Below are 25,174 nucleotides of genomic sequence, written 5' to 3' on the forward strand. Positions count from 1 at the left end.
CTCATTCCTGTGCTTGTCACAGGGATGAGGGTGGAGGCGCAAGGGTTCGCCTATCGTTGCGCCGAGCCTGTCGTACCAGCCGTGCGCACCCTTCCTCAGAATTCAATTCCGTTTCCTCCCCCCATGCGATAGCAAGTGAAAGTCGATTTCTGCAGAGGGACGGGGCATGACGGCAATCACCATGAATGATGCGCTGGAGCGCGCAGGCGCAGGCGCCTATCAGCGCAGGCTGATGGGTATTTTCGGCCTCGTCTGGGCGGCGGATGCCATGCAGGTTCTGGCCGTCGGCTTCACAGCCGCTTCGATTGCCGCAACCTTTGGCCTGACGGTGCCGCAGGCGCTGCAGACCGGAACGGCGTTCTTTTTCGGCATGCTTCTCGGCGCTGCCGGTTTCGGGCGGCTGGCGGATCGTTACGGGCGTCGCCGGGTGCTGATCGTCACCGTGGCCTGTGATGCGCTGTTTGGTGTGCTTTCGATATTCTCGCCCGATTTCACCATTCTGCTCGTCCTGCGCTTTCTCACCGGGGCCGCCGTGGGCGGCACGCTGCCGGTGGATTATGCGATGATGGCGGAATTCCTGCCCGCCAAGAATCGCGGGCGCTGGCTGGTCTTTCTGGAAGGCTTCTGGGCTGTCGGAACGCTGATTGTGGCGCTTGCGGCCTGGGGCGCCAGCCTTGCCGGTGTCGCCGACGCCTGGCGTTATATTTTTGCCGTGACGGCCTTTCCGGCCGTCCTCGGCCTTGGCCTGCGCTTTCTGGTGCCGGAATCGCCGCTTTACCTCTTGCGCAGCGGTCGGTCGGAAGAAGCAAAGGCTGTCGTCAACCGTATGCTGGTGACGAATGGCCGTGCGCCGCTCGATGCCGGAACCGGGCTTTTCCAGCCTGACGTGGCCAAGGGGCAGGGGATATTTTCACCGGCGCTCCGGCAGCGCAGCATCATGATCCTTGCCATCTGGTTCCTCGTTTCGGTCTCCTATTATGGCGTCTTTACCTGGATGCCGGCGAAACTTGCCGGTGACGGCTTCGGCTTCGTGCGCGGTTATGGTTTTCTGGTGCTCGTGGCGCTGGCGCAGATCCCCGGTTATGCGCTTGCCGCCTATGGTGTTGAAAAATCGGGCCGCAAGCCGACGCTGATCGGCTTCTGCCTGCTTTCCGCGCTCGGTTGCCTTCTCTTCACGCTTGCCACCGGTGGCGCGATGATCGCCGCCTCGCTTCTCATCATGAGTTTTGCGCTGCTTGGCACCTGGGGCGCGCTTTATGCCTTTACGCCGGAGCTTTACCCAACGGAGTCGCGGGCGACCGGCATGGGGGCCGCAGGCGCCATGGCAAGGCTCGGTGGCCTGCTGGCGCCCTCATTGCTTGGTTATGCCATAGCGCAGGGTTTCGGTGTCGCGATCGGCATTTTTGCCGGTCTGCTGGTGCTTGCCGCCATCGCCGCGACGATGATCAATGCGGAAACGCGGCAGGTGGCGCTGACCTGATTGCCGCTCAGGGGCATGGCCTGAGCGTCAAGGATCAGGCCATGCTGTTTGCGGTTAAAGCGTCGTGTAATTGACCGGCAGCCAATCATAATTCGTGCTGTCGGTGCGCACATGGCCTATGCCGGGGAAGGCGATATGCGCGCCTGCCACCAGATACCTGCCTTCCACCGCCTGTTTGAACGCCAGATCGCGGGCGACGACGGCAGCCTTCTGGTCGACGTCGAATTCGATTGCGACATCAGGCTCATCGAACTGGAGGATATCGCCATGGGTGATATCGCCCCAGAAGACGATTTTCTCGCCGTCGCTTTCCAGAACGATGCCGCTGTGGCCCGGCGTATGACCGGCATAAAGGATTGAGCCGAGGCCGGGAACCGGCGCGGCATTATCACCGAATGTCTCGAACTTGCCGGCATCGATATAGGGCTGGATGCTTTCCTTCGCTTCGGCATAACCCTTCTTCAGCGCCTCGGGCGCTGCCTTGGCCTTTGCCTCATCAAGCCAGAAAGCGGCTTCGCGCTTGTTGACGTGCAGGGTCGCATTGGCAAAGACGCGTTTGCCATCCGTAGACAGCCCGCCGGAGTGGTCGGTATGGATATGGGTGAGGATGACATCGTCTATCTCCCCCGCCTTGTAGCCTGATGCCTCGATATTGGCGACGAGCCGGCCGAGGCTCGGGCCGAGATAGGTGCCGGTGCCGGCATCGATCAGCACCAGCCTGTCGCCGGTGTTGACGAGAAAGGCATTGACGGAGGTGGGCGTTTCTTCCGGCAGGAAGGCGTCCTGCAGGACCTTTGTCGCATGCTCCGGCGTGGTGTTGGTGTAGATTTTGGCGAGCGGCAGCGCGATGACGCCGTCCGAAAGCGCGGTGACTTCCACCTTGCCGATCATCAGCCGGTAGAAGCCGGGCGCCTGGGTGGCGACGAGCGGCGCCTTGGCGAAGGCGAGGGAGGGCGCAACGAAGGGGGCGGCGATGATGGCGCTGACAGCGCCTTTGAGAAGTGAGCGACGTGAGGGCATTGAGGGCTCCTGGGTTCGGGGAACGTCTTGAAAGTTTCCGAACTCCAGCTAAGTGTAGAGAGGCCAGCAATCAAATCGATGTGACTTATGCAAACTATCGATCATTTCAATCTCCGTTCCTTTGACCTCAATCTTCTCATCGCCTTCGATGCAATGATGGAGGAGATGAATGTCACGCGCGCCGCGCGACGGCTGAAAATCCAGCAGCCGGCCATGAGCCATAATATCTCCACCCTGCGGACCCTGTTTCAGGACGAGCTTTTCATCCGCGTGGGGCAGGAGATGAAACCGACGGCGCGGGCGCTCAATCTGGCCGGGCCGGTGCGACAGGCGCTCAGGCAGGCGCAGGCGGCGGTGCTGACGGCGGATGTGTTCGATCCGGCAACGGAGCGCCGCACATTCCGGCTGGGCATGTCGAGCGAGGTGGAACTGTTGCTTTTGCCGGATCTGACGGCGCGGTTGCGGGAAATTGCGCCCGGTATCCGCATTCTCGCCCGCAACGGGCAGGAGCAGGAAATCACGGCGATGCTGGATACGGGTGTGATCGACATGGCTGTCGGATGCACCTATTCGAAAGAGCAGCGCCACCATTGCGAACCGCTCTATTCTTCCAGCGTACTCTGCTGTTTCAACCCGGCTCTGCTTGATCTTCCCAATCCCGTGGGACTGGACGCCTATATGGCGGCCAAACATGCGGTCATATCGCAGACGGACAGCCTGCACGGCTGCATCAAGGACGCGCTGGAACTGAGCGGCTTGGAAATCGACGTCGTTGCCGCCGCGCCGGATTTCCTCTCGGTACTGGCAACGGCGCGATCCTCGGCAGTGCTGGCGACCGTCTCCTCGCGTATCGCGCTGCGTTATGCGCCGTTGCTGGGGCTGGAAATAAGCCCGGTGCCGGTGGTGTTGAATTTCCCACCCGTCGCCATGGTCTGGGCCTTGCAGACCGATGCGGATGCCGGGGCCGTGTGGCTTCGCCAGCAAATCCGCGAGGCTATGGGCCGGACGGTGGATGGTGAGGTATCGGGGATCGCGGCTTAGCAGCTTTCTGCAATCTAGAACCGCTTCTCCAGCCAGGTGATCGACTGGCCGCTGGAAAGGGGACCAAGCGAGCCGATTTTGGTGAACCCGTAGCGCTCGTAGGTTCTCAGGGCATCCGGGTTCATCGTGTCGATATAGGCCCCCATGCAGCCGCGTTTTCTTGCTTCTTCCTCGGCCATTGCAAGCAGCTTGGGGCCTGTGCCCTGACCGCGCATGGTTTCCGGTATGAAAAGAAGCTGCACGTAAAGCCAGCCGCGGGCGGTGTGGCCAACCAGACCGCCGGTAACAATGTTTTCGTCGTCACGGATGGTGATGATGAGCTCGCGTTTGTCGCTTTCGCCGAAACGGGCAAGATTATAGGCCACCAGCGGATCGCGGATGGCCTTTTCGGCCTCGGCATCCGCGACATCGCTCAAAATGAAATTCATGGTTTTTTCTCCAGACGCCGGGCGGCGACCGCTTTCGATTTCCAATCGGATACGGGAAAGCCCGGCGCTGCCGCCGGGCCGAAACGCCCTTACCGGCCCTCACGCCACCAGAGCGCGGAGAAGGCGAGCAGCAGGGCGGCAAGCCCGGCAAAACCGGCAAAGAGCGGCAGGGTGTTGACGCCTTTCAGCACCGTCTCGTCGGTCATGCGTATCAGCATGCGATCCTCATCGGCAACCCTGATATCGCCGCGGACGGGCAATATATCGGGCAGGGCGATACGGCCGGAGTTATCGGCGATACGGTGCACGCTGCCCTTGGTGGCGTCGGCCAGCGGTTTCAGCGTTTCGGTCGTCGAAATCATCGCCTTGAATTCCGGCGCATCCACCGCGCCGACATGGACGAGGGTGGTGAAATCGCCGTTCTTGATTTCGAACAGGCCGGTTTCATCCATGCGGCGCTCAATCCTGTAAAGACCGGGCTCGGTGCTGGTGAAGGCCATATTTTCCGTTTTGCCGGAAGGGAAACGCACGCTTGCCTGACCGGGATCGTCGCCAATGGTCTGGCGGGTGATCTGCAATGTGCGGCCGTTGGCGCGCGCCGTCAGCGCCTCTTCTTCAAGCTCCGGCTCCTTCATCAGCCAGTGGGCGATGCGGCGGTAAAGCGCCACATGCGGGCCACCGCCTTCGTAACCGCGGGCCCACAGCCAGCCCTGATCCGACAGCAGCATGGCGACACGGCCTTCGCCCTGCCGGTTCAGCACCAGCAGCGGGTCCTGTCCGTCGCCCAGCATCACGGTCTGGCCCTGCGGCGGGTCGACGCTGATGGTGCGGAACCAGCGGCCCCATTGCGGCGGCTCGTTGCCCGAGCCTTCCAGCCCCCGGGTGACGGGGTGTTTCTTGCCCGCTTCCGAAAGGCGCGGATAAAAGGCGGCCTGATGCACCTGACCGGTCGGCTGTGCCGGCAGCACGGAGGCCAGAGGCGTCATGGCGATCGAATCCTGACCGGCATGTTCCGGCCCGGCGGCAATCAGCAGCGCGCCGCCTTTTTCGACATATTGGGCGATGTAATCGTAATAAAGGATCGGCAGCACGCCGCGATGCTGGTAGCGGTCGAAGATGATGAGATCGAAATCATTGATCTTCTCGACGAACAGTTCGCGGGTGGGGAAGGCGATCAGCGAGAGTTCGTTGATCGGCGTGCCATCCTGTTTTTCCGGCGGGCGCAGAATGGTGAAATGCACCAGATCGACAGAGGCGTCGGATTTCAGGAGATTGCGCCAGGCGCGTTCACCGGCATGGGGTTCGCCGGAGACCAGCAGCACGCGCAGGTTCTGGCGGATGCCTTCGATCAGGTGAACGGCACGGTTGTTGGCGGCCGTTATTTCGCCCGGAAGCTCGGCGACGGAAAACTCCATCACATTGTTGCCGCCGCGCGGAACCTTGAAACTGAACGGCGTCGGCTGGCCGGGCGTGGCCTGCAGCGTGGCGATTTCTTCGCCGTTCATCTTCACGGTCACCTCAGCCGAACCGCCGCCTGACGGGCGGCCGTCATCGAAGACGCGCAGCGTCAGCTGCTGTTCCTCGTTGACGATGCCGAAGCGCGGGGCGCGGACGATTTCGATACGGCGGTCGAATTCATCGGCCTTGCCGGTGATCAGCCCATGGACCGGCGCGCGGAAGCCCAGCGCCTGTTCGGCATTGGGCAAGGCGTTGGGAATATCGTGAATCTGGCCGTCGCTGAGGAAGATCGCGCCGCCGACGCGGGACGGTGAGACATCCGAGACGGCGGAGGAAAGCGCAGAGAAAAGCTGTGTTGAGGGGGAATCGCTCTCACCATTGTCGCGGACTTCCACGATGCGCGGCTCAATGCGTGGGAAGCGCGAGAGCCGGTCTTTCAGCGTCTCCAGCGCGGTATCGGTCATCTGCGGCCGGTCCTGCACGTCCTGGCTCTGCGAGCGGTCGACGATGACGGGCACGATGGTGGAGAGCGGCTCGCGCTCTTCCTGCGTCAGAAGCGGATTGGCGATGGCGGCAAGCAGGGCGGCGAGCGCCAGCCCGCGCAGCCATGCGCCGCGCACGCCGCGCCACAGGCCGATGAAGGAAAGGGCGAGGGCCGCGACGGCCAGAACGGCGATTACGATCCACGGCAGGAAGGGGGCGAAGGTCAATGTCATGTCACTGCCCCAACCGTTCGAGAAGTGCGGGAACGTGGACCTGATCGGCCTTGTAGTTGCCCGTCAGCATATACATCATGATGTTGACGCCGGAGCGGAAGGCGTGTTCACGCTGCATCTCGTCTGGCGGCACGGTTGGCAGAACCGGCGCGCCCTGCGCATCGACGGCCCATGCGCCGGCAAAATCATTGCCCGTGATCATGATCGGCGTCACGCCGTCGCCGGAGGAAGAAAGGCCCGACGTGGTCTTGGCTGCGCCCTGCCGCGATTCCACCCAGAGCGGTGAGCCGTTGTAACGGCCGGGGAAATTGGTGAGCAGGTAAAAGGACCGCGTCAGAACATGGTCTTCCGGCACCGGCTCCAGCGGCGGAATGTCGATATTGGCGAGGATCGCCTGCAGGCGTTCGCCGTTGGGGCTCGTCGCGCCGGTGTCGAGCGAAGAGAACTGGTCGCGCGTATCGAACAGCACGGTGCCGCCAGCGCGCATATAGGCGTCGATACGCGAGATGGCGGCGCTTGACGGCATTGGTGCCGTGGCGGAAACCGGCCAGTAGATGATGGGATAGAAGGACAATTCATCCTTGGAAATATCGAGTCCAACCGGCTGGCCGGGCTCCAGCGTCGTGCGCCAGGTCAGGAATTCGCTGAGGCCCTGCAGGCCCTGCTCGGAAACGCGGTCGACATCGTCTTCGCCGGTGCGGACGTAAGCGAGATGGGTGGTGTCCAGCCGTTCGAAAATCTGCTCGTCGCCGGGTTTGGGATCGTCGGCGCGGGCGTCGGTTGGCGACATGGCGGCAAAGGCGCCAAGCGCCAGCAGCAGCGTGGCAACTGTCGCGCTGCGGGCTTTCGGCAGGCGCGCGAAAGCGCCGTTCATGAAGAGCACGATCAGGCTATCTGCAATCAGCATCAGGAAGGCGGCGATGAAAAGGGCGGGGCGCAGGGACTTTGCCGTTTCGCCGATCAGCGCTTCACCGGTGGTGCTGACGCCGGCGACGGATGTGTCAAGCGGGCGAAGCGTCGCGCCAGCGGCTAAGAGATTGAGAGCCACGAAGCCATCCTCTGTGCCATAAAGGCCGGGGGGATTGTCGAAACCGGTGCGAGGCGGCTGGCCTGCGCGCATTTCCAGCGGCCGAGCGGTGCCGATTTCGGCCGACAGAGCGCCTTCGGCCGTCAGAAGGCGGAATGGCGGCAGGGCGGCCGCCGGGGCATTGGCGTTGGCGGAAGCACCGCCCGCCTTCGACAATTGCACGATACGGCGCAGCATGTCGACGAAATGGCCTGAGATCGGCAGATCGGACCAGCTCGCCTCGGCGCTGACATGGAAGAGCACGATGCGGCCAGCTTCGACGTTACGGGTGGTGACGAGCGGCGTGCCATCGGCAAGGCTCGCCCAGGTGCGTTCGGCGAGGTCCGGCGTCGGTTCGGCCAGAACCTGACGCTTGACCAGAATACCATCGGCCTTTGGCATGCCGGCGAAGGCGCCAAAGCTCGGGAAATCGGCAAGCGGCTGCGGCTCGGCCCAGGAGAGCGCACCGCCAAGTGCGCGTTCGCCCTGCCTCAGCGTCACCGGCACCAGCGGATCGTCGGCTGGGGCCGCGGCAAGGCGCGGACCGGCAAAACGGATCAACGTGCCGCCGCCGGCCAGCCACCGCTGCATCGGCTCATAGGTTTCCTGCGGCAGGCGACCGATATCGGCCATGACGATGACGGAGGGGTTGGATTGCAGGATTTCCGGGATCGCCTGCGCCAGATCGGCCTGCCGCTGCGGGATGAGATCCGCAAACGGCTGAAGCGCGCGGCTGATATAATAAAGCGGTTGCAGCAGCGGCTGGAAATCATTGCCGGTTTCGCCGGCGAGCAGCGCCACGCGGCGGCGGCGGAAGCCGTCATCGAGGAGATGCACCGCACCTGCCGTCGATACGCCTTCGAGGGAAAGGCGGGCGAAATCATTGCGCAGTTCGAAGGGCGCTTCCACCGTCGCCGTCGCCTCAGCCTCACCGGGCGCAAAGCTGGCGGTGCCATTGGCGAGAATGCGGCCCTGGCTGTCCTGCGCATTGACGGTCAGCCGGGCGGCTTCGGCCGTATCCAGCCGCGAAAGCGTGACGCTCATGGCGTCGGCATTGTTGGTGGCGCCTGATATGGCGGTGATCGCCTTGCCGTCGCCCTTCACGATGCGGAATTCGGCGGGCGAGAGACTGGCAAGCGTTCTCATCGCGCTTTCATCTTGCGCACTCTGCACGCCGTCGGTGATATAGGCGAGCGTGCCGGGGGGCGTGCCGTTCAGCGCTTCGGTGATGGCCTCTGCCGTGCGGATACGATCGGGAACCAGCGGCTTCGGTTTTGCTGCGGCGAGCTTGTCCAGCGCCACGGCTGTCGTTCCCGGCACGGCGTCATGTTCGGCGTCGGCGGTGAAAACGATGGAGACGGGGCGTTCGGCCCGTTCGGCATCTCCGATCAGAGCTTGCGCGGTTGCCACGCGCCGCTCCCAGTCGGGCGCGGAAGCCCAGCTATTATCGACCACGAGCACCAGCGGACCGCTGCCGGCGATGCTGCTGTTGCGCGGGTTTACCACCGGGTCCGCCAGGGCGAAAATCACGGCGGCGGCGAGCGCCATGCGCAGAAGGGTCAGCCACCACGGGCTTTTCGACGGCGTTTCCTCGCGCTTCAGCACCGTCGCTAGAATTTTCAGCGGTGGAAACACTTCCGCCTTGGGGCGCGGCGGGGTGAGTCGCAACAGCCACCAGATGGCGGGCAGCGCCAGAAGGCCGAAGAGGATGTAGGGACTGGTAAACACGAAAGGCAATGCGCTCATCGACGGCCACCGCCTTGCGCGGGCGCGCCGGAAAGATACATGTGAACGGCGACGAGCGCCTCGGAAGCGAGATGATCGGTGCGGTGGAACACGAAGTTCCAGCCGAGACGGCGCAGCGATGAGGACAGCGCCTCGCGTCTTGCGAGATAGGCGCGGGTGTAATCCTCGCGAATGGTTTCGGCGCGGCCGGACACGAGTTTTTCGCCGGTTTCCGGATCGGAGAACTCGGTGCGGCCGGAATAGGGGAAGGTTTCCTCGGCCGGATCGGCGATTTCCACCACATGGCCACGTAAGCCCCGCCGCGCGAGCGGCGAAATCCGCTCCATCACATTTTTCGCATCATCGAGAAAATCACCGATGAGGACGATATCGCTCGCGCCGCGGATCATGCCCGTTTCCGGCATGCCTGTCGTGAGCGGCGCATGCATGATGGCGGCGGCCAGTCGTTCGGCGGCGTTTCTGGCCGAGACCGGCTCCATGATGCCGGGGCAGCCGATGCGCTCGCCCGAGCGCGCAAGGATTTCCGCCAGCGCCAGCATCAGCACCAGCGCCCGGCTTTCCTTGGAGACCGAGCCGAGGGTGGATTTGAACATCATCGACGGCGACATGTCGGCCCAGAGCCAGATGGTGTGGGCGGCTTCCCACTCCCGGTCGCGCACATAGGTATGGTCGTCGCGGGCCGAGCGCCGCCAGTCGATGCGCGACAGGCTTTCGCCTTCTGCATAGGGGCGGAACTGCCAGAAATTCTCGCCGATGCCGCGCTTGCGGCGGCCGTGCCAGCCGGCAGTGACGGTGTTGGCGATGCGCTTTGCCTCGACCATGCAGTCCGGCACCAGTGCGGCGCGCTGGCGCGCGCGCGCCAGAACTTCGCTACCCGGCGTCTTGTCTACGATCTGGCCGATGGATGCCACATGCAGTCCTTTCGCGAACGTGCTTTCAGTTCTTCGCCTGCTCCACGAGGGCTGCGATGACATCGCGCACCGACATGCCTTCGGCGCGGGCCGCAAACGTCAGCGCCATGCGGTGTTCCAGCACCGGCTCGGCCAGCGCATGGACATCGTCCAGCGACGGTGCGAGCCTGCCTTCGTAGAGCGCACGGGCGCGGGCGGTCAGCATCAGCGACTGTCCTGCGCGCGGACCCGGGCCCCAGACAACGTGTTTGTCGGTCAATTTGTTGCCATGGCCGGGGCGGGCGGAGCGGACGAGCGAGAGGATCGCATCCACCACCTTGTCGCTGACCGGCATCTGGCGGATGAGGGCCTGGATTTCCATCAGGCGCCCGGCATCGATCACACCGCGTGCTTCGCCAGAGGCGGTGCCCGTCGTGTCGAGCAGGATCTGGCGTTCGGCGGCAAGCTCGGGATAACCGACATCGACCTGCAGCAGGAAGCGGTCGAGCTGGGCTTCCGGCAGCGGATAGGTGCCTTCCTGTTCCAGCGGGTTCTGGGTGGCCAGAACGTGGAACGGCTTCGGCAGCTCATAGGTCTGGCCGGCCATGGTGATGTGATATTCCTGCATGGCCTGCAGAAGCGCGGACTGCGTGCGCGGGCTGGCGCGGTTGATTTCGTCGGCCATCAGCAGCTGGCCGAAAATCGGACCCTTGATGAAACGGAAGGAACGGCGACCGTTCTCATCCTGATCCATGACCTCGGAGCCGAGAATATCCGACGGCATGAGATCTGGCGTGAACTGGATGCGATTGGCGTCGAGGCCGAGCACGGTGCCGAGCGTGGTGACGAGCTTGGTCTTGGCAAGGCCGGGAACACCGACGAGCAATGCGTGGCCGCCCGAGAGGATGGCGAGAAGCGTGTTCTGCACCACTTTTTCCTGACCGAAAATGACCTTGGAAACTTCCGTGCGGATCGCCGCAATGTCGGAAAGCGCCTTTTCGGCCGCGGCGACGATGGCCTTTTCATCGAGGGTTTCGCCGGTATTCATCACGCCCATGTCGCTCTCCTCATACCTTCGCCGCTGTCACAGTCGCATCCCGGTTTTGCTGGCCGCTGGCCGGGACGGATTTTGCGCTGCATATAGCTTATTGCTCTCTTGGCCGCTGACAAGCGCCATTCGAATGACTATGTCGTGACTTAGTATTTCCTTATCGGCAAAGCGAGACTCGAATATGGCAGCGGAGACGATAAATTCGGCAGGCGATGCGGCGGGGCTGGCGGCGATGATTTCCCGTGCTGCCGAACAGACTGGCGATGCCAAGCGCGGGCCGGCCCCGGTTGAGCGCTGGAATCCCCCCTTTTGCGGCGATCTCGACATGGAAATTCGCGCCGACGGCACCTGGTTCTACCTCGGCACGCCCATCGGCAGAGCGCCGCTGGTGCGGCTCTTTTCCACCGTTCTGCGCAAGGATGAGGACGGCAAAACCTATCTCGTAACTCCTGTGGAAAAAGTCGGCATCCGCGTCGTGGATGCGCCTTTCGTCGCCGTCGAGATGAAGGTGACCGCGGGTGAGAGGGATGGCGAGCCGCTGCTTACCTTCCGCACCAATGTCGGCGATGTGGTGGAGGCGGGGCCGGAGCATCCGCTGCGGTTCGAAATTTTTGGCGAGAACCGGGAATTGAAGCCCTATCTTCTGGTGCGCGGCCGGCTGGAGGCGCTGATCTCGCGGGCGGTGATGTATGATCTCGTTGCACTCGGCGAAGTGATCGAAGTGGATGGTATCGACATGTTTGCCGTGCGCTCGGGCGGGATTGTCTTTCCCGTGATGCCCGCCAATGAACTGGAACGGCTTTCGCAATGACTATGATGACAACGGGCCTCAAGGCTTTTACCGCTAGCGATTTCCGCCGCCGGGTGCTGCAGGAAGGCGAGGGCGTGGCCGAGCGCGAAAATGGCGACCATGTGCTCAATCCGGGTGTGGTGCTCTCAGGAAACGGCATCAGGCTGAAGGATGCCGCCGTGCTGGTGCCCGTTATTGATGACGGCAACGAAGCGCGGGTGATCTTCACCCAGCGCACCTCCACGTTGCGCAAACATTCCGGCCAGATTTCCTTTCCGGGCGGCGGCATCGATGCTGAAGACCGCACGCCGGAAGAGGCGGCCCTGCGCGAGACGGAAGAGGAAATCGGCCTTTCGCGATCTTTCGTGGAAACGGTGGGGCGCCTGCCGGATTATATTTCCGGGACGGGTTTTCGCATCAAGCCGGTACTGTCGGTCGTCCGTCCCGGTTTTGACCTGACGCTTAATCCGACGGAAGTGGATGAGGTTTTCGAGGTGCCGCTGTCCTTTTTGATGGACCCGGCCAATCATGGGCGCGGCAGCCGCATCTTTCAGGGGAAGGAGCGGTTTTTCTACGAAATGCCCTATGGCGAACGCTACATTTGGGGCATTACGGCGGGCATCGTCAGGACGATTTACGAGAGGTTTTATTCATGAGCAGCCTTGCCGGGCGGGACTGGTTTCAAAAACCGGCGCTGACGCGCATATTCGCGCTTCTGAATGCCGACGGCGGCGAGGTGCGGATCGTCGGCGGCGCCGTGCGCAATGCGCTGATGGACCTGCCGGTCGTCGATGTCGACATGGCGACGACGCTCACCCCTGATGTGGTGGTGGAGCGGGCGAAGGCGGCGGGAATCAAGGCGGTGCCTACAGGCATCGAACACGGCACGGTGACGCTGGTAATCGATGGCGAAGGTTTCGAGGTAACGACGCTGCGCCGTGATGTCGAGACCAATGGCCGCCACGCGCAGGTGGCTTTCGGCACCGACTGGCAGACCGACGCCGAGCGGCGCGATCTCACCATCAATGCTCTCTACGCCGATGAAAAAGGCGAGATCATTGATCTTATTGATGGGCTGCCAGATATCGAAACCGGAACCGTGCGCTTCATCGGCGATGCGGCGATGCGGATTTCGGAAGATTACCTGCGGATTCTGCGCTTTTTCCGCTTTTTCGCGCATTACGGCTCCGGCCGTCCTGATGCCGATGGCTTGCGGGCCAGCGCGCGGGCCAAGGACAAGCTGGCGACCCTTTCGGCTGAGCGGGTATGGAGCGAATTGAAAAAGCTGCTTTGCGCGCGCGATCCCTCCCGCGCCCTACTCTGGATGCGGCAATCGGGTGTTCTGACGGAAATTCTTCCTGAGACCGAGAAGTGGGGTATCGACGCCATTCACGGGCTGGTGGCGGCGGAGCAGGCTCTCAGCTGGGCAGTGGACCCGATGCTGCGGCTTGCCGCCATCCTGCCGCCTGATAGGGACAGGCTGGCCGCTCTTGCCGCGCGTCTGCGGCTGTCAAAAGCCGAGGCTGCCTCTCTTGCCCGTTGGGCTTCCGCTCCGGCTGTCGACCCCGAGATGAAGGAGACGGCGCTTGACCGGCTGCTTTACCGTCAGGGCGTCGAAGGTGTGAAAATGCGGATGAAACTTGCGCTCGCCGCCGCCCGTGCCGATGTTTCGGCTGGCGACACGGCCATGCAGAAGGTGGCGCGGCTTTCGACCCTGCTGGCGCGGGCGGAAAAATTCCACAGGCCCGGCTTCCCCCTGAGCGGCGCGGATGTGATGGCGGCAGGCGTCGAGGCTGGCCCGAAGGTGGGCGAAGTGCTGAAAAGCCTTGAGGAAAAGTGGATCGACGTCAATTTCTCCCTCGACCGGGCAGCGCTGACCGCCCGGCTGAAGGATATGCTGGAGAATTGAAGTCGCAGCAACGAAGGCGTCGCGGCCTAAGCCGCATTTGCCTCGTCGCGGATGCGGGATTTGATGTTCTCGATCATGTTTTCGCGGATGACGGTTTCGCCGTGGGCCGAGCGCATGTGCTCCACCGTGCGGCGGACGACTTCAGCGTCGTCATCTGCGCGCGTATGCCAGGCACAACCTGGCACCAGCGTTCCGCATTCAAAAAGTCTCATGGTCTTGCCTCCCTGTTTCAGCGAAGGACAGCATGAAGTGACATGCTGTCCTTCGGACATGAAACGAAAGTTCGCCGCTAATGTTCCAGAGCAGCGTCCTTCAACCCTGTTCGGGCCCCTATTCGGGCCCCCTATTCGGGCATTGCCCAGCACTGGAACACAGAGGATGTGCCAGCTGCCGGAATTTTTGTACGAGGCATTTCGTCATTGGCCGCCCGCCGCGCCGTTTTTTGTCCGGCAAGGGAGCGTTTCACCTGTTCGACATAAAAGGAATGCGGCAGTTCACGATCACCCGTGGCGCGCATTTCCGCTGCCAGGCGGTCGATCAGATCAGGGGTATCGATGGATTGCGGCGCTTCCTCGACGGAAGCAGAGATAGGCATGCTGTTCGAAGTAATCATGACGATAGCTCCTCCAGTACGTCTGCGGGAGGAGACTACCACTGCCTTGATTTTTCCATAAGTCCTAATTTGCGCTATTTGCGACAAAATGGCTGATGAGCGTCAAATTTGCGTGAGGTTTTTTAAGGCCAGCGCACCACCGGCGGCAGCGAGGAGAGAATCGATTCGACGTTGCCGCCCGTCTTCAGGCCGAAGATCGTGCCGCGGTCATAAAGCAGGTTGAACTCCACGTAGCGGCCGCGGCGGATAAGCTGCTCGTCGCGGTCCTCTTCCGTCCAGTTCTGGTTGAAATTGGCGCGGACGATCTTCGGATAAACGAGATTGAAGGCGCGGCCGACATCCTGCACGTAGGTGAAATTGGCGTCCCAGCCGCCTTTTTCCTCGTCAGGATGCAGCCAGTCGAAAAAGATGCCGCCGGTGCCGCGCGGCTCATTGCGGTGCTTCAGGAAGAAATACTCGTCGCACCACGTCTTGTATCGCGGATAGTCCGCGACGGGATGGCGGTTGCAGGTGATCTCGAAGGCGCGGTGGAACAGCTGGGTATCGGCGTCCTGCTGCGTGCGCCTGCGGCCAAGCACCGGCGTCAGGTCCGCGCCGCCGCCGAACCAGTGGCTGGTGGTGACGACCATGCGGGTGTTCATATGTACCGCCGGCACATTGGGATTGACCGGGTGGGCGATGAGGGAGAGGCCGGAGGCCCAGAAACGCGGGTCTTCTTCCGCTCCCGGTATCTGCTTGCGGAACTCGGGCGAAAACTCGCCATAGACGGTGGAGGTGTGCACGCCGACCTTTTCAAAGACGCGGCCTTCCATCATCGACATCTTGCCGCCGCCGCCTTCGCCATTGTCGCGCAGCCAGTCTTTCTGCACGAAACGGCCGGGCTCCTGATCGGAAAGAGGGCCGGTGAGATCGTTTTCCAGGGTTTCGAAGGAGGCGACGATGGTGTCGCGCAGATGCTGGAACCAGGCTTCGGCTGTGGCCTTCTTGTCTTCGATGTCCTCGGGCAAGCCCTTCGGCAAGATTGGCCGTTCCATATCTTCTTTCTCCTGCGGTGAAGTCCGTTCCCCGCCGCCTCTAGCAGGTGTTTGCGCCGCGCACAAATTCGACTCGCCAAGGCGGTGCGCCGACACTATCTTTATCGATGTAGGTGCCAGAGGTGAATATCATGACGAAATTTGCCGGACCGCCGCCCCTCGACGGGCTGAAGCGCAGGATCGCCAATCATCGCAAGGAACGCGAAAGCGCCGGCGGTGAACAAAAGCGTGACGGCATGTTCGTGCGCCAGACCTTCTGCCTCGGCCGCGAGGAAGCCCGCGCCAAGGCGCGCGAATGGTTCGACAGCTTTCCCAAAGCAGCCTATTGGACGGAAGTGGAAAGCTGGCGGCAGCTTGAGGGCGACCGCATCGAATTCACCATGCGGCGGCTTCCCTCGGCCGATTGAGTTTTAGAGCGTTTTCGCATTTCCGGACGGAAAACCGGGGGCCACTTTTCCTGGAAATGCTCAGGCACGCGGCTCCGCGTAACGCAGGCGGCTTTCGATCAGCACGCCGCTTTCATCCAGGATGGGATGCGCCACCGAAACGATATGGGCGTTGATGCGCTTCAGGTCGCGCAGCATGTCGAGATGCAGCGAGCTGGTCTGCATGCTTTCCGTCAGCCCGTCGCGCAGCCGCTCCAAGTGCCGGTTGGAAGACTGTTTTTCGAGGCGGCGTATATCCACCTTGCTTTCCATCAACCGGCGGGCGAGCTCGAAATCGCCGGTCACAAGAATGCTCTGGGCGGCGCGCAGGTTCTCGATGGTCATGTCGAACAGGGTTTTCAGCTCCTCATAACCGTCATCGGAAAATTTGAAGCTGTTCAGCACCTTCTTGCGGATCTGCTCGCAGATGCCCTTTTCGATGATATCGCCGATATGTTCGAGATTGATCGCGTAATCGATGATGGCGATCGAACGGCGCGCTTCCTCGTCGGAAAGCCCCTTGCGCCCCAGCTGCGACAGATAGACCTTCACCTCCTGCTGACGGCGGTCGACCTTCTTTTCGAGCAGGGAGACTTCCTGAAGCGGCGCCAGATCATTGTGCTTGAAGGCGTTTTCGGCGCGGATCAGCATCCGCTCGATGCTGTCGCCGACGCTCAAGACCTCACGGGTGGCATTGGCAAGCGCGACGACCGGCATATCCAGCGCCTGCTGGTCGAGGAAATTCGGGCCGTCTTCAGCCTTCGGATCGCCCGGCACCAGTTTCGCCATCAGGTCGGATATCAGGCCGGAGAAGGGCCAGGCCAGGGCCGCCAGAATGACGTTGAAGATGAGGTGGGCATCGACAGGCAATTTTGCGGGCGAAAGCGGTAATTGCTGCAGGAGTTCCGCGCCATAGGAGGCGAGCGGCATGGCAATGAGGCAGCCGATGGTGCGCACGACAAGATTGCCGATGGTGATGCGCCGCGCCGAGGCGGGGCCGGAAAGCGTGGCGATAACAGGCGGAATGGCGCCGCCGAGATTGGCGCCCAGAATGAGAACGATGATGAGGCCGGTGGAAAGCGTGCCGGTGGCGGCCAGCGACAGGATGAGCACCACGACCGCGAGGCTGGAAGAGGAGACGAAGGCGAGCACGGCCGAGAAGATCAGCGCGACGGGCCATGCTCCATCAAGCAGGCCGATAAAGACGCCGAGAGCCGGCGAGGCCCGCATCGGTTCGGTCGCGCCGCTTAGGAGATGCAGCGACAGCAGCATCAGGCCGATGCCGATCAGCGCGGTTCCGCCGCCCTGTCTGGCGTTGGAACTGCCCTTTTTCAGCACGATGCCCGCAAGGATCAAAAGCGGCGACAGCCATTCCACCCCGGCCGCCACGATCCATGCGGTAACGGCGGTGCCGACATTGGCGCCGAGCAGCACCACCTGCGCCATGCGCGGCTTTATGAGGTCACGCTCCGCAAAGGAGGCGACGGTGAGTGCGGTTGCCGTCGAGCTTTGCAGCGCCACCGTCGCAAAAAATCCGGAAAAGAAGGAACGGGGACCGTTCTGGGTGCCGGTGGCCAGCACGCTTCGCAGCTTCATGCCGAAAGCGCGGGTAACGCCGTCCTTGACCTGGGACAGACCGAACAGCAGCAGTGCGACTGCGCCGAGAAGGTTGACGATGACAATGGTGGATTGCATGCGACGTCTCCTCACACCCGCCGGGGCATGGTTCCGGCGAGGGCGATTTTTATTGTCCGGCTAAAGAGTATAGGAGCCTCAACGCCCCCGGTACAGGCCGGGTTGCGACAGTTTTGAAGGAAAAACGGTCAAATTTTGTATTTGCCCGAAAAATTGGCGTTAAAAATGGCGCTTACGCCCATGCCGTCTGGCGCAAAGCCTCGCCGGTGATCATCGCCGCCGACATGGCGACGTTGATGGAGCGCTGGCCCTCGACCATGGGGATGATGATTCGCTCATCGGCCTTTTCATGCACATGGTCCGGCACGCCAGCACTTTCGCGGCCGAAAAGCAGGATATCATCCGTGCGGTAAGTGATGTCAGTATAGGGCAGGGCGGCCTTGGTGGAGGCGAGAACGAGCCGGCGGCCGGTGGTTGCCCGCCATTGCTCGAAACGGTCCCAGCTGACATGGCGCGTGAGCGCCGCCGCTGCAATATAATCCATGCCCGCCCGTTTCAGATTGCGGTCGGAAATATCGAAACCGGCCGGCTCGATGATGTCCACGCCGAGACCTAGACACGCGGCCAGCCGCAGGATGGTGCCGGTATTGCCGGGAATATCGGGCTGGTAAAGGGCAATCCTGATGTCGAGCATGGACTTCTCACTGCGGTTGGAGCGTCCGTCCGATTATCACGGGCGCGGGGCGGGCGACAGGTGCGTTGGGAAAAGTCCCTCCCAGGCGTTGTTCCCGAGCGGATATTCATTCGCGTGACACACAGCGCAGCTACCCATTCACCAACACATTGTCAGGTCTGTCCGGACAATCATGAATGGTCGGGACAGGCCATTTCGAGCCGGATTTTCTGCACGCGACAACAGGAGGATTCCATGTCCGAACGGGTGAATTTCGTCCATCTGACCGATCTGCATATTGGCAATCCGCAGGTGCAGGATGATGATCTTTATTCCGAGACCTCGGCCACGCTTTCCGCGACGCTCGCGCAGATCAAGGCGCTCGTGCCGCCGCCTGAATTCATCGTCGTCAGCGGCGATTTGACCAATAGGGGCGATGCCGGCAGCTATGAAGAACTCAAACGCCTGATGGCGCAAGCCGAACTGGATGTGCCGGTGCTCTTCGCGCTCGGCAATCACGATCGTCGCGATGGTTTTTATCCGGTGATGCTCGGTCGCCATGAGGATCTGGATGAGCCCTATGATCATGCCGACGTCATTGCCGGCATCCACGTTATCGTCATGGATACCAGCGTTCCCGGCAAGGTCGGCGGGGCTTTCGAGCCCGGGCAGATCGAATGGCTCGAGGATGAGCTGGAAAACCACCCCGAACTGCCGAAGCTGCTGGTGATGCACCATGCGCCGGCGCTTGATTTCGACCGTCCCGATGCGGAGTGGGAATCCCTCTCCTTTGAGGATACCGAGGTTCTGGACGAATTGCTGTTCGAGCATGATGTCGTCGGCATTCTGGCCGGCCACATCCACTACGACCGCATGTCGCACTGGCAGGGCATTCCCGTCGTGGTCGGCATCGGCCAGCATTTCGCCACTGACCCGCTGTGGCTGCATGAGGGCGTGCGCATGTTGTCCGGCGCGTCTTTCGCCATTGGCACGATAAGGGATACGGGCCTCACCGTGACTTTTGCGCCCCAGCCCAGCGATCGCCGGGAATTGAAGCGTCACACGCAGGCCGGAATGGCCGAGCTGATTGCCGACTACGAAAACGGCGAAGCGCAGGACGCAGCCGAATAAGGCGACGTCCGCATCGTTTAACGGGCGGAGACCCTGCGGGTCATCTCCGTCCGCTCGCCGTATTGGACGCACTTGCGTGTTTTCTCGCGTATTCGGTGTCTTTCCGACTGGTCATTGCTTAATTTTTGCGCTACAAGGCCATGTCTTCAACACCAGCCAAGGGAGGTTCTTATGCCAAATGACATTCGTATTCGCCTCCCGGCCCCAGTAGTGTCGCTGCTGGCCTAGGTGTTACTCTGCGGCCCGGCCGCGTTTCCCATATTTCGACTCACCATGTGGCTGTCGCGGCCATGTTCAAAGACTTTTCCGTTCCGTCGTGAGCCATATTTGTGTCCGCTCACCATGTCACGATGGAGCGATTGATTGCCGGAGCTTGGCCTATGTTTGGCTGGTTTGAAAAACGCCTCGATCCCTTTCCCGCTTCGGCGCCCTCCGTGGCGCCAAGGAAGCTTTTGCCGTTCCTGTGGCACTATGTGAAGCCCGCATGGCCATGGCTGCTGCTGCTTGGCCTGATGTCCATGGGCATCGCCATTGCCGAAGCCATGCTTTATAAATTCCTCGGCAATATCGTCGACTGGCTTTCCACGGCCAATCGCGAGACGTTTTTTGCCGACGAGGGGTGGCATCTGATCGTCATGGCCGGGCTGGTGCTCTTCCTGCTGCCGCTGATGGGCGCGATCCACACCATGACGATGCACCAGACGCTTGCCGGCAATTTCGGCATGATCGCGCGCTGGAAGATGCATCGCTTCCTGCTGCGCCACTCCATGAACTTCTTCGCCAACGAATTTGCCGGCCGGGTTTCGACCAAGGTGATGCAGACGGCGCTGGCGATCCGCGAAGTGGCGCTGAAGGTGATCGACGTGTTCGTCTACGCGATCAGCTTCGTTGTTTCGATGCTGTTCATGGTTGCAGCGGCCGACTGGCGGCTGGTCATTCCGCTGCTGGTCTGGCTCGGCATCTATATGGGCATCCTCACCTATTTCGTGCCGAAACTCGGCCGGCTGGCGCAGGAGCAGGCCGATGCGCGCTCGATGATGACGGGCCGGATCGTCGACAGCTACACCAACATCTCGACGATCAAGCTGTTTTCCCATGCGGGCCGCGAGGAAAGATATGCGCGTGAGGGCATGAACGTGTTTCTTGGAACCGTTCACCGCCAGATGCGCAAGATTTCCGGCTTCAACATCCTGATCGACCTCAACAATGCCGTGGTACTGTTTTCCACGGCGGCGCTCGGTCTTTATTTCTGGATGCAGGGTTCGGTCACGGCCGGTTCTGTCGCCATCGCCATCAGCCTTGCCATGCGTGTCAACGGCATGTCGCAGTGGATCATGTGGGAAGTCACCTCGCTGTTCGAAAATATCGGCACGGTTTATGACGGCATGTCGATGATGACGAAGCCGCATGATATCGTCGATGTTCCCAAGGCGCCTGAGCTTGCAGCGCCGCAGGGCGCCATCCGTTACGACAACGTCCGCTTCCACTATGGCAAGAACAAGGGCGTGATCGACGGGCTGACGCTCGATATCAAGCCGGGCGAGAAGGTCGGGCTGGTCGGCCGTTCCGGCGCGGGCAAGACGACGCTGATGAACCTGCTTCTGCGCTTCTACGATCTGGAAGGCGGCAGGATCACCATCGACGGCCAGGACATCTCGAAGGTGTCTCAGGACAGCCTGCGCGAGCTGATCGGCGTGGTGACGCAGGATACCTCGCTGCTGCACCGCTCGATCCGCGACAACATCGCCTATGGCCACCCCGAGGCCACCGACGAGCAGGTGATTGCGGCGGCGAAGCGGGCAAATGCCTGGGACTTCATCGAGACGCTTGTCGACATGCACGGTCGTCAGGGCCTCGATGCCCAGGTGGGTGAACGCGGTGTGAAGCTCTCCGGCGGTCAGCGCCAGCGTATCGCGATCGCCCGTGTCTTCCTCAAGAACGCACCGATCCTGGTGCTGGACGAGGCGACATCGGCGCTCGACTCCGAAGTCGAAGCGGCGATCCAGGAGAACCTGTTCTCGCTGATGGAAGGCAAGACGGTGATTGCGATCGCCCACCGCCTTTCGACGCTGACCGAGATGGACCGGCTCATCATTCTCGACAAGGGCCGGATCGTGGAAGCGGGCAGCCACGCGGAACTGGCGGCAATGGGCGGCATTTATGCCGACCTGTGGCGACGCCAGTCCGGCGGCTTCATCGCCGACCATGAGGCGGAAGTGGCCGCGGAGTGAGGAAAAGCGAGAGGGCGGGGAACATTCCCCGCTCTTTTTCATTTGGGCAATGTTACCGAAATATAATCTCTTCCCGCAGCCTCGGCGGCTGTTCCCGCTCCGGGAATCCTCCTATATCCGGATCATGGTTATTACCCGCATCTTCGAGTTTTTCGAGAACTGGATAAAGCCCTTCGCCCGCAAGGACGATTTGCGGCCGCCTGAAAGCACGTTCGCCTTCATCTGGTTCTATATCTCGCAGGCCAAGGCGCCGTTTTTCGCCATGCTGGTGCTGGGCGGGCTGACGGCGGCCATCGAGGCGGCGCTTTTCTGGTTCGTCGGACGTCTCGTCGATATTCTCTCCACCGTGAAGCCGTCAGAGGGCTGGGCGGGGCTGCTTGCGGCCCATGGCGGCGAGCTGGTCGGCATGCTGGTGCTGATCGGCGTCGTGCGTTTTATCGTCACCATGGTGACGGCGCTGGTGGACCAGCAGATCATCACCCCCGGCTTTTACAATCTGGTGCGCTGGCAATCCTATATGCATGTGGCGCGGCAATCGCTGACCTTCTTCCAGAATGATTTTTCCGGCCGCATCGTCACCAAGGTCTGGTCGGGCGGTCAGGCGGCTGGCGATCTTGTCACTTCGCTGATGGAAAGCGTCTGGTTCGTCGGTATCTATTCCGTCTCCATGCTGTTCCTGATCGGCGGGCTGGACTGGCGGCTTGCGGTCGTCGTCCTCGTCTGGGTGGCGATCTTCTCGCTGCTGGCGCGTTATTTCGTGCCACGCATCCGCTACCATTCCAAAGAAACGGCGGAAGCCGCCTCCATGCTTTCCGGCCGCATGGTGGATGCCTATAGCAATATCCAGACGCTCCGGCTGTTCGGGCGTGATGATGCCAATGACCGCTACATGCGGCAGGGCTTCGATATTTTCCAGCATGCGACCATGACGTTCACGCGCTTCATCACCGGCGTGCGGGCTTCCATGGCGCTGCTGTCTGGCGTGATGATCACTTCCATGGCGGCGCTCTGCATCGATCTGTGGCTTTCCGGCAGGATCAGTTCGGGTGCGGTCGCCTTCACGCTGGCGCTCGTGCTGCGCCTCAACTTCCTGCTCGGACGGTTGATGACGCAGTTCAACGGCATCATGCGCAATTTCGGCACGGTGCAGAATGCCGCCGAGCTGATTTCGCAGCCGATCGGTCTCGTCGATAGGCCTGACGCGAAGGCGCTGGAGGTCAAGAAGCCGAGCATCCGCTTCGAAAATGTCAGCTTCCATTACGGGCGGGCGAATGGCGTAATCGACCATCTTAATCTCGATATCGGGGCGGGTGAAAAGGTGGGCATCGTCGGGCGCTCCGGCGCGGGAAAATCCACCCTCGTCAATCTCATCCTGCGTTTCTACGATGTCGAAAAAGGCCGTATCCTGATCGACGGTCAGGATATCGCCGGGGTGACACAGGAATCGCTGCGCGCCCATATCGGCATGGTCACGCAGGATACGTCGCTGCTGCACCGTTCTATCAGAGACAACATCATGTTCGGCCGCACCGACGCGACCGAAGCGCAATTGCAGGAGGCGACGCGCCGCGCCAAGGCGGACGACTTCATCGCAAGGCTCGAGGATCAACGTGGGCGCAAAGGGTTCGACGCGCATGTGGGCGAACGCGGCGTGAAACTTTCCGGCGGCCAGCGCCAGCGCATCGCCATTGCCCGCGTGATGCTGAAGGACGCGCCGATCCTCGTGCTCGATGAGGCGACGTCGGCCCTCGATTCGGAGGTGGAAGCGGCGATCCAGAGCAATCTGGATGAGCTGATGCAGGGCAAGACGGTTCTGGCCATCGCCCACCGCCTGTCGACCATCGCGGCTCTCGACCGACTGATCGTGATGGATCAGGGGCGCATCGTGGAACAGGGCAGCCATTCCGATCTGGTCACGCAGGGCGGTCTTTATTCGGAACTCTGGGCGCGGCAGTCGGGTGGTTTTCTCGCTGCGGACGAGGCGGCGCAGTAAGGCCTTCGACTATTTCCCGATCATGAAATCCGCCATCAGGCCATAATGATTGGAACCGAGGCTATCGGGCAGGCGGGTGATTTTCATGAGCGTTGCCGGTTCGCGGGCGAAGATGTGGTCGATGGCGATGCCGAAGCGACCGGCCTCGGTCGGCCATGTGGCGGGTTCGAAGGTGGCTTTCTTCAGGTCGTTGGCGGCGAGAAAGGCGCGCATATCGGGCGCTATGCTGGACGAGTTGAAATCTCCGGCGAGAATGAGCGGGCCGGTGACGCGAAAGAGGATTTCGCTGACTTCATCCAGTTCATCGCGATGATAATCGTCGAAATAGGGCTTGGTGATGTGGCCTGCGGCGAGCGTCAGTTCCGTGCCGTCGAGGTCGATATGGGCGATGGCAAACCGGTCGCGACGCAGATCGCTGAGACTGTGGAAACGGCCTTCCTGCAATGGTCTTTTTGACAGGATGACCAGATCGCATCCGGATGTGCCTGTGTAACAGCCCAGCCTGTGCGGGTAGGTTTGCTGCAGACGGGGCAGAACCGATTGCAATGCCGCCGCCTCGAAGAGATAGACGGCATCCGCGCCCGATTCGAGAATCTTGTCGGCAATCGCATCCGCATTGGCGGCATTGTCCATCAAGACGTTGAAGGATAGCAGCCGAAACGGCTTTGCATCAGGCGCAGCGGTGGCGGATGTGGAAAATTCCATCAGCATCGCCACGGCATGGATGGCGAGCGCCAGCGACCAGACCACAAGCAGAGCCGAAACCGCATCGCGCGTCAGCCAGAAGACGAGGCATGACAGCAGGATACAGGCGAGCGCGATGTGAAGCTGGAAACTGGTGACGAAGGCGAGAAGCCAGAAATCGGTGATGTAGCGCAGGCTGGCGATAAACAGAACGGCAGCCACTGCCGTGGAGACCATGCAAGAGAGCTTCGCCGTCATCCGAATCCCTGCTTTCCGAGCTCTCCCTTGAAGTCTCCTAACATGGGGCATGGATGCGCACAATGTTGCCCGCCTGCCAAGGGCGGCGAAAAAATGCGAGCCAAATCGGCCCCCTCCGGCAGAATTACGGCAGCTTTGTGTGCTTTGCTCTTGCCAAGTCGGTCAATATTTTGCGATCAAACAGAGTGACGCGGTTTCTTAATGCCGCAGTTGTGTCCAGGACGATGGGACGGAGTTTGTCCTGGATCAAATCATAGCGGGAGGACTCATGCGATTTACGGCAAAAACAGCGCAGAGGATGGTGTAGCGGTGAGCGAGCACGTAACCAATCACGACGCTTCGGGTGAACCGACCCGTCGCGATTTTCTTTACCTAGTGACGGGAATGGCGGGCGCCGTCGGTGCCGCCGCAGTTGCATGGCCTTTTATTGACCAGATGCGTCCCGATGCATCGACGCTGGCGCTCGCCTCCATCGAGGTGGATGTCACGGCGGTCGAGCCGGGCATGTCGCTCACCGTCAAGTGGCGCGGCAAGCCGATTTTCATCCGCAACCGCACGGAAAAGGAAATCGAGGAAGCCAAGGCCGTCGCTCTCGGCGATCTGAAGGATCCCGTGGCGCGCAATGCCAATGTTGCCCCCGATGCGCAGGCGACTGACATCGACCGTTCCGCCGGCGAGGGTAAGGAAAACTGGATCGTCATGATCGGTTCCTGTACCCATCTCGGTTGCGTTCCGCTCGGCCAGGCCGGCGATTTCGGCGGGTGGTTCTGTCCCTGCCATGGCTCGCACTACGATACGGCGGGCCGCATACGTAAGGGTCCGGCGCCGGAAAACCTCGCCATCCCGACATTTGCATTCACATCCGATACCGTGATCAAGATCGGATAAGGGGACAGTTATTC

Annotated in this window: 22 protein-coding genes; 10 read left to right on the plus strand and 12 right to left on the minus strand. The window is 61.6% G+C overall.

What is annotated here, in order from left to right; translation table 11 throughout:
* The first annotated feature begins 166 nt into the window (after positions 1 to 166).
* Positions 167 to 1,480, plus strand: a complete 1,314-nt coding sequence (locus WDZ78_RS09215; RefSeq protein ID WP_020011390.1) for an MFS transporter — start codon at positions 167 to 169, stop codon at positions 1,478 to 1,480.
* A 54-nt stretch (positions 1,481 to 1,534) separates the two neighbouring features.
* Here WDZ78_RS09215 and WDZ78_RS09220 read toward each other — a convergent pair whose 3' ends face one another.
* Positions 1,535 to 2,500 carry an MBL fold metallo-hydrolase gene (locus WDZ78_RS09220; protein WP_020011389.1) on the minus strand — a complete coding sequence of 322 codons (966 nt, stop codon included), beginning with the start codon at positions 2,498 to 2,500 and terminating at the stop codon, positions 1,535 to 1,537.
* An 87-nt stretch (positions 2,501 to 2,587) separates the two neighbouring features.
* Here WDZ78_RS09220 and WDZ78_RS09225 point away from each other — a divergent pair, with 87 nt between their 5' ends.
* Entirely contained in the window at positions 2,588 to 3,541 is a 954-nt protein-coding gene (locus WDZ78_RS09225; protein ID WP_020011388.1) for a LysR substrate-binding domain-containing protein, read from the plus strand.
* Between the two features lie 14 nt (positions 3,542 to 3,555).
* Here the strand turns inward: WDZ78_RS09225 and WDZ78_RS09230 are convergent, their stop codons facing one another.
* From WDZ78_RS09230 to WDZ78_RS09250, 5 genes are all read right to left on the minus strand, one after another.
* A complete protein-coding gene (locus WDZ78_RS09230) occupies positions 3,556 to 3,969 on the minus strand; it encodes a GNAT family N-acetyltransferase (protein ID WP_026363872.1) in 414 nt (137 codons plus the stop codon).
* Positions 3,970 to 4,058: 89 nt separating this feature from the next.
* Positions 4,059 to 6,143 (minus strand): membrane protein, encoded by a 2,085-nt coding sequence (locus WDZ78_RS09235; protein ID WP_020011386.1) that lies wholly within the window; start codon positions 6,141 to 6,143, stop codon positions 4,059 to 4,061.
* Between the two features lies 1 nt (position 6,144).
* Complete coding sequence (locus WDZ78_RS09240) at positions 6,145 to 8,955, minus strand: DUF4159 domain-containing protein (RefSeq protein ID WP_425672857.1); 2,811 nt, start codon at positions 8,953 to 8,955, stop codon at positions 6,145 to 6,147.
* Positions 8,952 to 9,866 carry a DUF58 domain-containing protein gene (locus tag WDZ78_RS09245; protein WP_020011384.1) on the minus strand — a complete coding sequence of 305 codons (915 nt, stop codon included), beginning with the start codon at positions 9,864 to 9,866 and terminating at the stop codon, positions 8,952 to 8,954. The genes WDZ78_RS09240 and WDZ78_RS09245 overlap by 4 nt, the downstream gene beginning before the upstream one ends.
* 25 nt (positions 9,867 to 9,891) lie before the next feature.
* A complete protein-coding gene (locus tag WDZ78_RS09250; RefSeq protein ID WP_003523087.1) occupies positions 9,892 to 10,902 on the minus strand; it encodes an AAA family ATPase in 1,011 nt (336 codons plus the stop codon).
* A 175-nt stretch (positions 10,903 to 11,077) separates the two neighbouring features.
* On the opposite strand from WDZ78_RS09250, the gene WDZ78_RS09255 reads away from it, so the two are divergent.
* From WDZ78_RS09255 to WDZ78_RS09265, 3 genes are read left to right on the plus strand one after another with little or no spacing between them, the layout of a single operon-like run.
* A complete protein-coding gene (locus tag WDZ78_RS09255) occupies positions 11,078 to 11,707 on the plus strand; it encodes a DUF1285 domain-containing protein (protein ID WP_425672858.1) in 630 nt (209 codons plus the stop codon).
* Positions 11,704 to 12,342, plus strand: coding sequence for an NUDIX hydrolase (locus WDZ78_RS09260; RefSeq protein WP_425672859.1), 639 nt, complete (start codon positions 11,704 to 11,706; stop codon positions 12,340 to 12,342). Before WDZ78_RS09255 ends, WDZ78_RS09260 begins: the two co-directional genes overlap by 4 nt.
* On the plus strand, positions 12,339 to 13,595 hold the full coding sequence (locus tag WDZ78_RS09265) for a CCA tRNA nucleotidyltransferase (RefSeq protein WP_425672860.1): 1,257 nt from the start codon (positions 12,339 to 12,341) through the stop codon (positions 13,593 to 13,595). Before WDZ78_RS09260 ends, WDZ78_RS09265 begins: the two co-directional genes overlap by 4 nt.
* A 26-nt stretch (positions 13,596 to 13,621) precedes the next feature.
* Here the strand turns inward: WDZ78_RS09265 and WDZ78_RS09270 are convergent, their stop codons facing one another.
* The 3 genes from WDZ78_RS09270 to hemF form a co-directional block, all read right to left on the minus strand.
* Complete coding sequence (locus WDZ78_RS09270) at positions 13,622 to 13,807, minus strand: DUF1059 domain-containing protein (protein ID WP_003523091.1); 186 nt, start codon at positions 13,805 to 13,807, stop codon at positions 13,622 to 13,624.
* A 131-nt stretch (positions 13,808 to 13,938) separates the two neighbouring features.
* Entirely contained in the window at positions 13,939 to 14,208 is a 270-nt protein-coding gene (locus WDZ78_RS09275; RefSeq protein WP_020011380.1) for a hypothetical protein, read from the minus strand.
* Between the two features lie 122 nt (positions 14,209 to 14,330).
* Entirely contained in the window at positions 14,331 to 15,242 is a 912-nt protein-coding gene (hemF, locus tag WDZ78_RS09280; RefSeq protein ID WP_425672861.1) for an oxygen-dependent coproporphyrinogen oxidase, read from the minus strand.
* Positions 15,243 to 15,373: 131 nt separating this feature from the next.
* On the opposite strand from hemF, the gene WDZ78_RS09285 reads away from it, so the two are divergent.
* Positions 15,374 to 15,649 (plus strand): hypothetical protein, encoded by a 276-nt coding sequence (locus WDZ78_RS09285; protein ID WP_004430221.1) that lies wholly within the window; start codon positions 15,374 to 15,376, stop codon positions 15,647 to 15,649.
* A gap of 60 nt (positions 15,650 to 15,709) precedes the next feature.
* On the opposite strand, the gene WDZ78_RS09290 is transcribed toward WDZ78_RS09285, so the two are convergent.
* A complete protein-coding gene (locus WDZ78_RS09290; RefSeq protein WP_112355861.1) occupies positions 15,710 to 17,362 on the minus strand; it encodes a Na/Pi cotransporter family protein in 1,653 nt (550 codons plus the stop codon).
* A 172-nt stretch (positions 17,363 to 17,534) separates the two neighbouring features.
* Positions 17,535 to 17,996 carry a tRNA (cytidine(34)-2'-O)-methyltransferase gene (locus WDZ78_RS09295; protein WP_020011377.1) on the minus strand — a complete coding sequence of 154 codons (462 nt, stop codon included), beginning with the start codon at positions 17,994 to 17,996 and terminating at the stop codon, positions 17,535 to 17,537.
* 234 nt (positions 17,997 to 18,230) lie between these two features.
* Here WDZ78_RS09295 and WDZ78_RS09300 point away from each other — a divergent pair, with 234 nt between their 5' ends.
* From WDZ78_RS09300 to WDZ78_RS09310, 3 genes are all read left to right on the plus strand, one after another.
* Positions 18,231 to 19,106: a phosphodiesterase gene (locus WDZ78_RS09300; protein WP_425672862.1), complete on the plus strand. Its 876-nt coding sequence runs from the start codon at positions 18,231 to 18,233 to the stop codon at positions 19,104 to 19,106.
* A gap of 380 nt (positions 19,107 to 19,486) precedes the next feature.
* On the plus strand, positions 19,487 to 21,337 hold the full coding sequence (locus tag WDZ78_RS09305; RefSeq protein ID WP_080866336.1) for an ABC transporter ATP-binding protein: 1,851 nt from the start codon (positions 19,487 to 19,489) through the stop codon (positions 21,335 to 21,337).
* 124 nt (positions 21,338 to 21,461) lie between these two features.
* Positions 21,462 to 23,330, plus strand: a complete 1,869-nt coding sequence (locus WDZ78_RS09310) for an ABC transporter ATP-binding protein (RefSeq protein WP_034501307.1) — start codon at positions 21,462 to 21,464, stop codon at positions 23,328 to 23,330.
* A gap of 9 nt (positions 23,331 to 23,339) precedes the next feature.
* Here the strand turns inward: WDZ78_RS09310 and WDZ78_RS09315 are convergent, their stop codons facing one another.
* Positions 23,340 to 24,272 carry an endonuclease/exonuclease/phosphatase family protein gene (locus tag WDZ78_RS09315; protein WP_020011373.1) on the minus strand — a complete coding sequence of 311 codons (933 nt, stop codon included), beginning with the start codon at positions 24,270 to 24,272 and terminating at the stop codon, positions 23,340 to 23,342.
* A gap of 309 nt (positions 24,273 to 24,581) precedes the next feature.
* Between WDZ78_RS09315 and petA the strand changes: the two genes are divergently transcribed.
* Positions 24,582 to 25,160: a ubiquinol-cytochrome c reductase iron-sulfur subunit gene (petA, locus tag WDZ78_RS09320; RefSeq protein ID WP_035212667.1), complete on the plus strand. Its 579-nt coding sequence runs from the start codon at positions 24,582 to 24,584 to the stop codon at positions 25,158 to 25,160.
* Positions 25,161 to 25,174 lie beyond the last annotated feature (14 nt).

Origin of the sequence: Agrobacterium sp. M50-1 (assembly GCF_049843495.1) — a bacterium.
GTDB classification, from domain to species: domain Bacteria; phylum Pseudomonadota; class Alphaproteobacteria; order Rhizobiales; family Rhizobiaceae; genus Agrobacterium; species Agrobacterium radiobacter.

What these genes read in the sequence shown, in the direction of transcription:
- WDZ78_RS09215 (WP_020011390.1), top strand. Translation starts at nt 167, where the DNA reads ATGACGGCAATCACCATGAATGATGCGCTGGAGCGCGCAGGCGCAGGC.
- WDZ78_RS09220 (WP_020011389.1), bottom strand. Translation starts at nt 2,500, where the DNA reads ATGCCCTCACGTCGCTCACTTCTCAAAGGCGCTGTCAGCGCCATCATC.
- WDZ78_RS09225 (WP_020011388.1), top strand. Translation starts at nt 2,588, where the DNA reads ATGCAAACTATCGATCATTTCAATCTCCGTTCCTTTGACCTCAATCTT.
- WDZ78_RS09230 (WP_026363872.1), bottom strand. Translation starts at nt 3,969, where the DNA reads ATGAATTTCATTTTGAGCGATGTCGCGGATGCCGAGGCCGAAAAGGCC.
- WDZ78_RS09235 (WP_020011386.1), bottom strand. Translation starts at nt 6,143, where the DNA reads ATGACATTGACCTTCGCCCCCTTCCTGCCGTGGATCGTAATCGCCGTT.
- WDZ78_RS09240 (WP_425672857.1), bottom strand. Translation starts at nt 8,955, where the DNA reads ATGAGCGCATTGCCTTTCGTGTTTACCAGTCCCTACATCCTCTTCGGC.
- WDZ78_RS09250 (WP_003523087.1), bottom strand. Translation starts at nt 10,902, where the DNA reads ATGGGCGTGATGAATACCGGCGAAACCCTCGATGAAAAGGCCATCGTC.
- WDZ78_RS09255 (WP_425672858.1), top strand. Translation starts at nt 11,078, where the DNA reads ATGGCAGCGGAGACGATAAATTCGGCAGGCGATGCGGCGGGGCTGGCG.
- WDZ78_RS09260 (WP_425672859.1), top strand. Translation starts at nt 11,704, where the DNA reads ATGACTATGATGACAACGGGCCTCAAGGCTTTTACCGCTAGCGATTTC.
- WDZ78_RS09265 (WP_425672860.1), top strand. Translation starts at nt 12,339, where the DNA reads ATGAGCAGCCTTGCCGGGCGGGACTGGTTTCAAAAACCGGCGCTGACG.
- WDZ78_RS09270 (WP_003523091.1), bottom strand. Translation starts at nt 13,807, where the DNA reads ATGAGACTTTTTGAATGCGGAACGCTGGTGCCAGGTTGTGCCTGGCAT.
- WDZ78_RS09275 (WP_020011380.1), bottom strand. Translation starts at nt 14,208, where the DNA reads ATGATTACTTCGAACAGCATGCCTATCTCTGCTTCCGTCGAGGAAGCG.
- hemF (WP_425672861.1), bottom strand. Translation starts at nt 15,242, where the DNA reads ATGGAACGGCCAATCTTGCCGAAGGGCTTGCCCGAGGACATCGAAGAC.
- WDZ78_RS09285 (WP_004430221.1), top strand. Translation starts at nt 15,374, where the DNA reads ATGACGAAATTTGCCGGACCGCCGCCCCTCGACGGGCTGAAGCGCAGG.
- WDZ78_RS09290 (WP_112355861.1), bottom strand. Translation starts at nt 17,362, where the DNA reads ATGCAATCCACCATTGTCATCGTCAACCTTCTCGGCGCAGTCGCACTG.
- WDZ78_RS09295 (WP_020011377.1), bottom strand. Translation starts at nt 17,996, where the DNA reads ATGCTCGACATCAGGATTGCCCTTTACCAGCCCGATATTCCCGGCAAT.
- WDZ78_RS09300 (WP_425672862.1), top strand. Translation starts at nt 18,231, where the DNA reads ATGTCCGAACGGGTGAATTTCGTCCATCTGACCGATCTGCATATTGGC.
- WDZ78_RS09305 (WP_080866336.1), top strand. Translation starts at nt 19,487, where the DNA reads ATGTTTGGCTGGTTTGAAAAACGCCTCGATCCCTTTCCCGCTTCGGCG.
- WDZ78_RS09310 (WP_034501307.1), top strand. Translation starts at nt 21,462, where the DNA reads ATGGTTATTACCCGCATCTTCGAGTTTTTCGAGAACTGGATAAAGCCC.
- WDZ78_RS09315 (WP_020011373.1), bottom strand. Translation starts at nt 24,272, where the DNA reads ATGACGGCGAAGCTCTCTTGCATGGTCTCCACGGCAGTGGCTGCCGTT.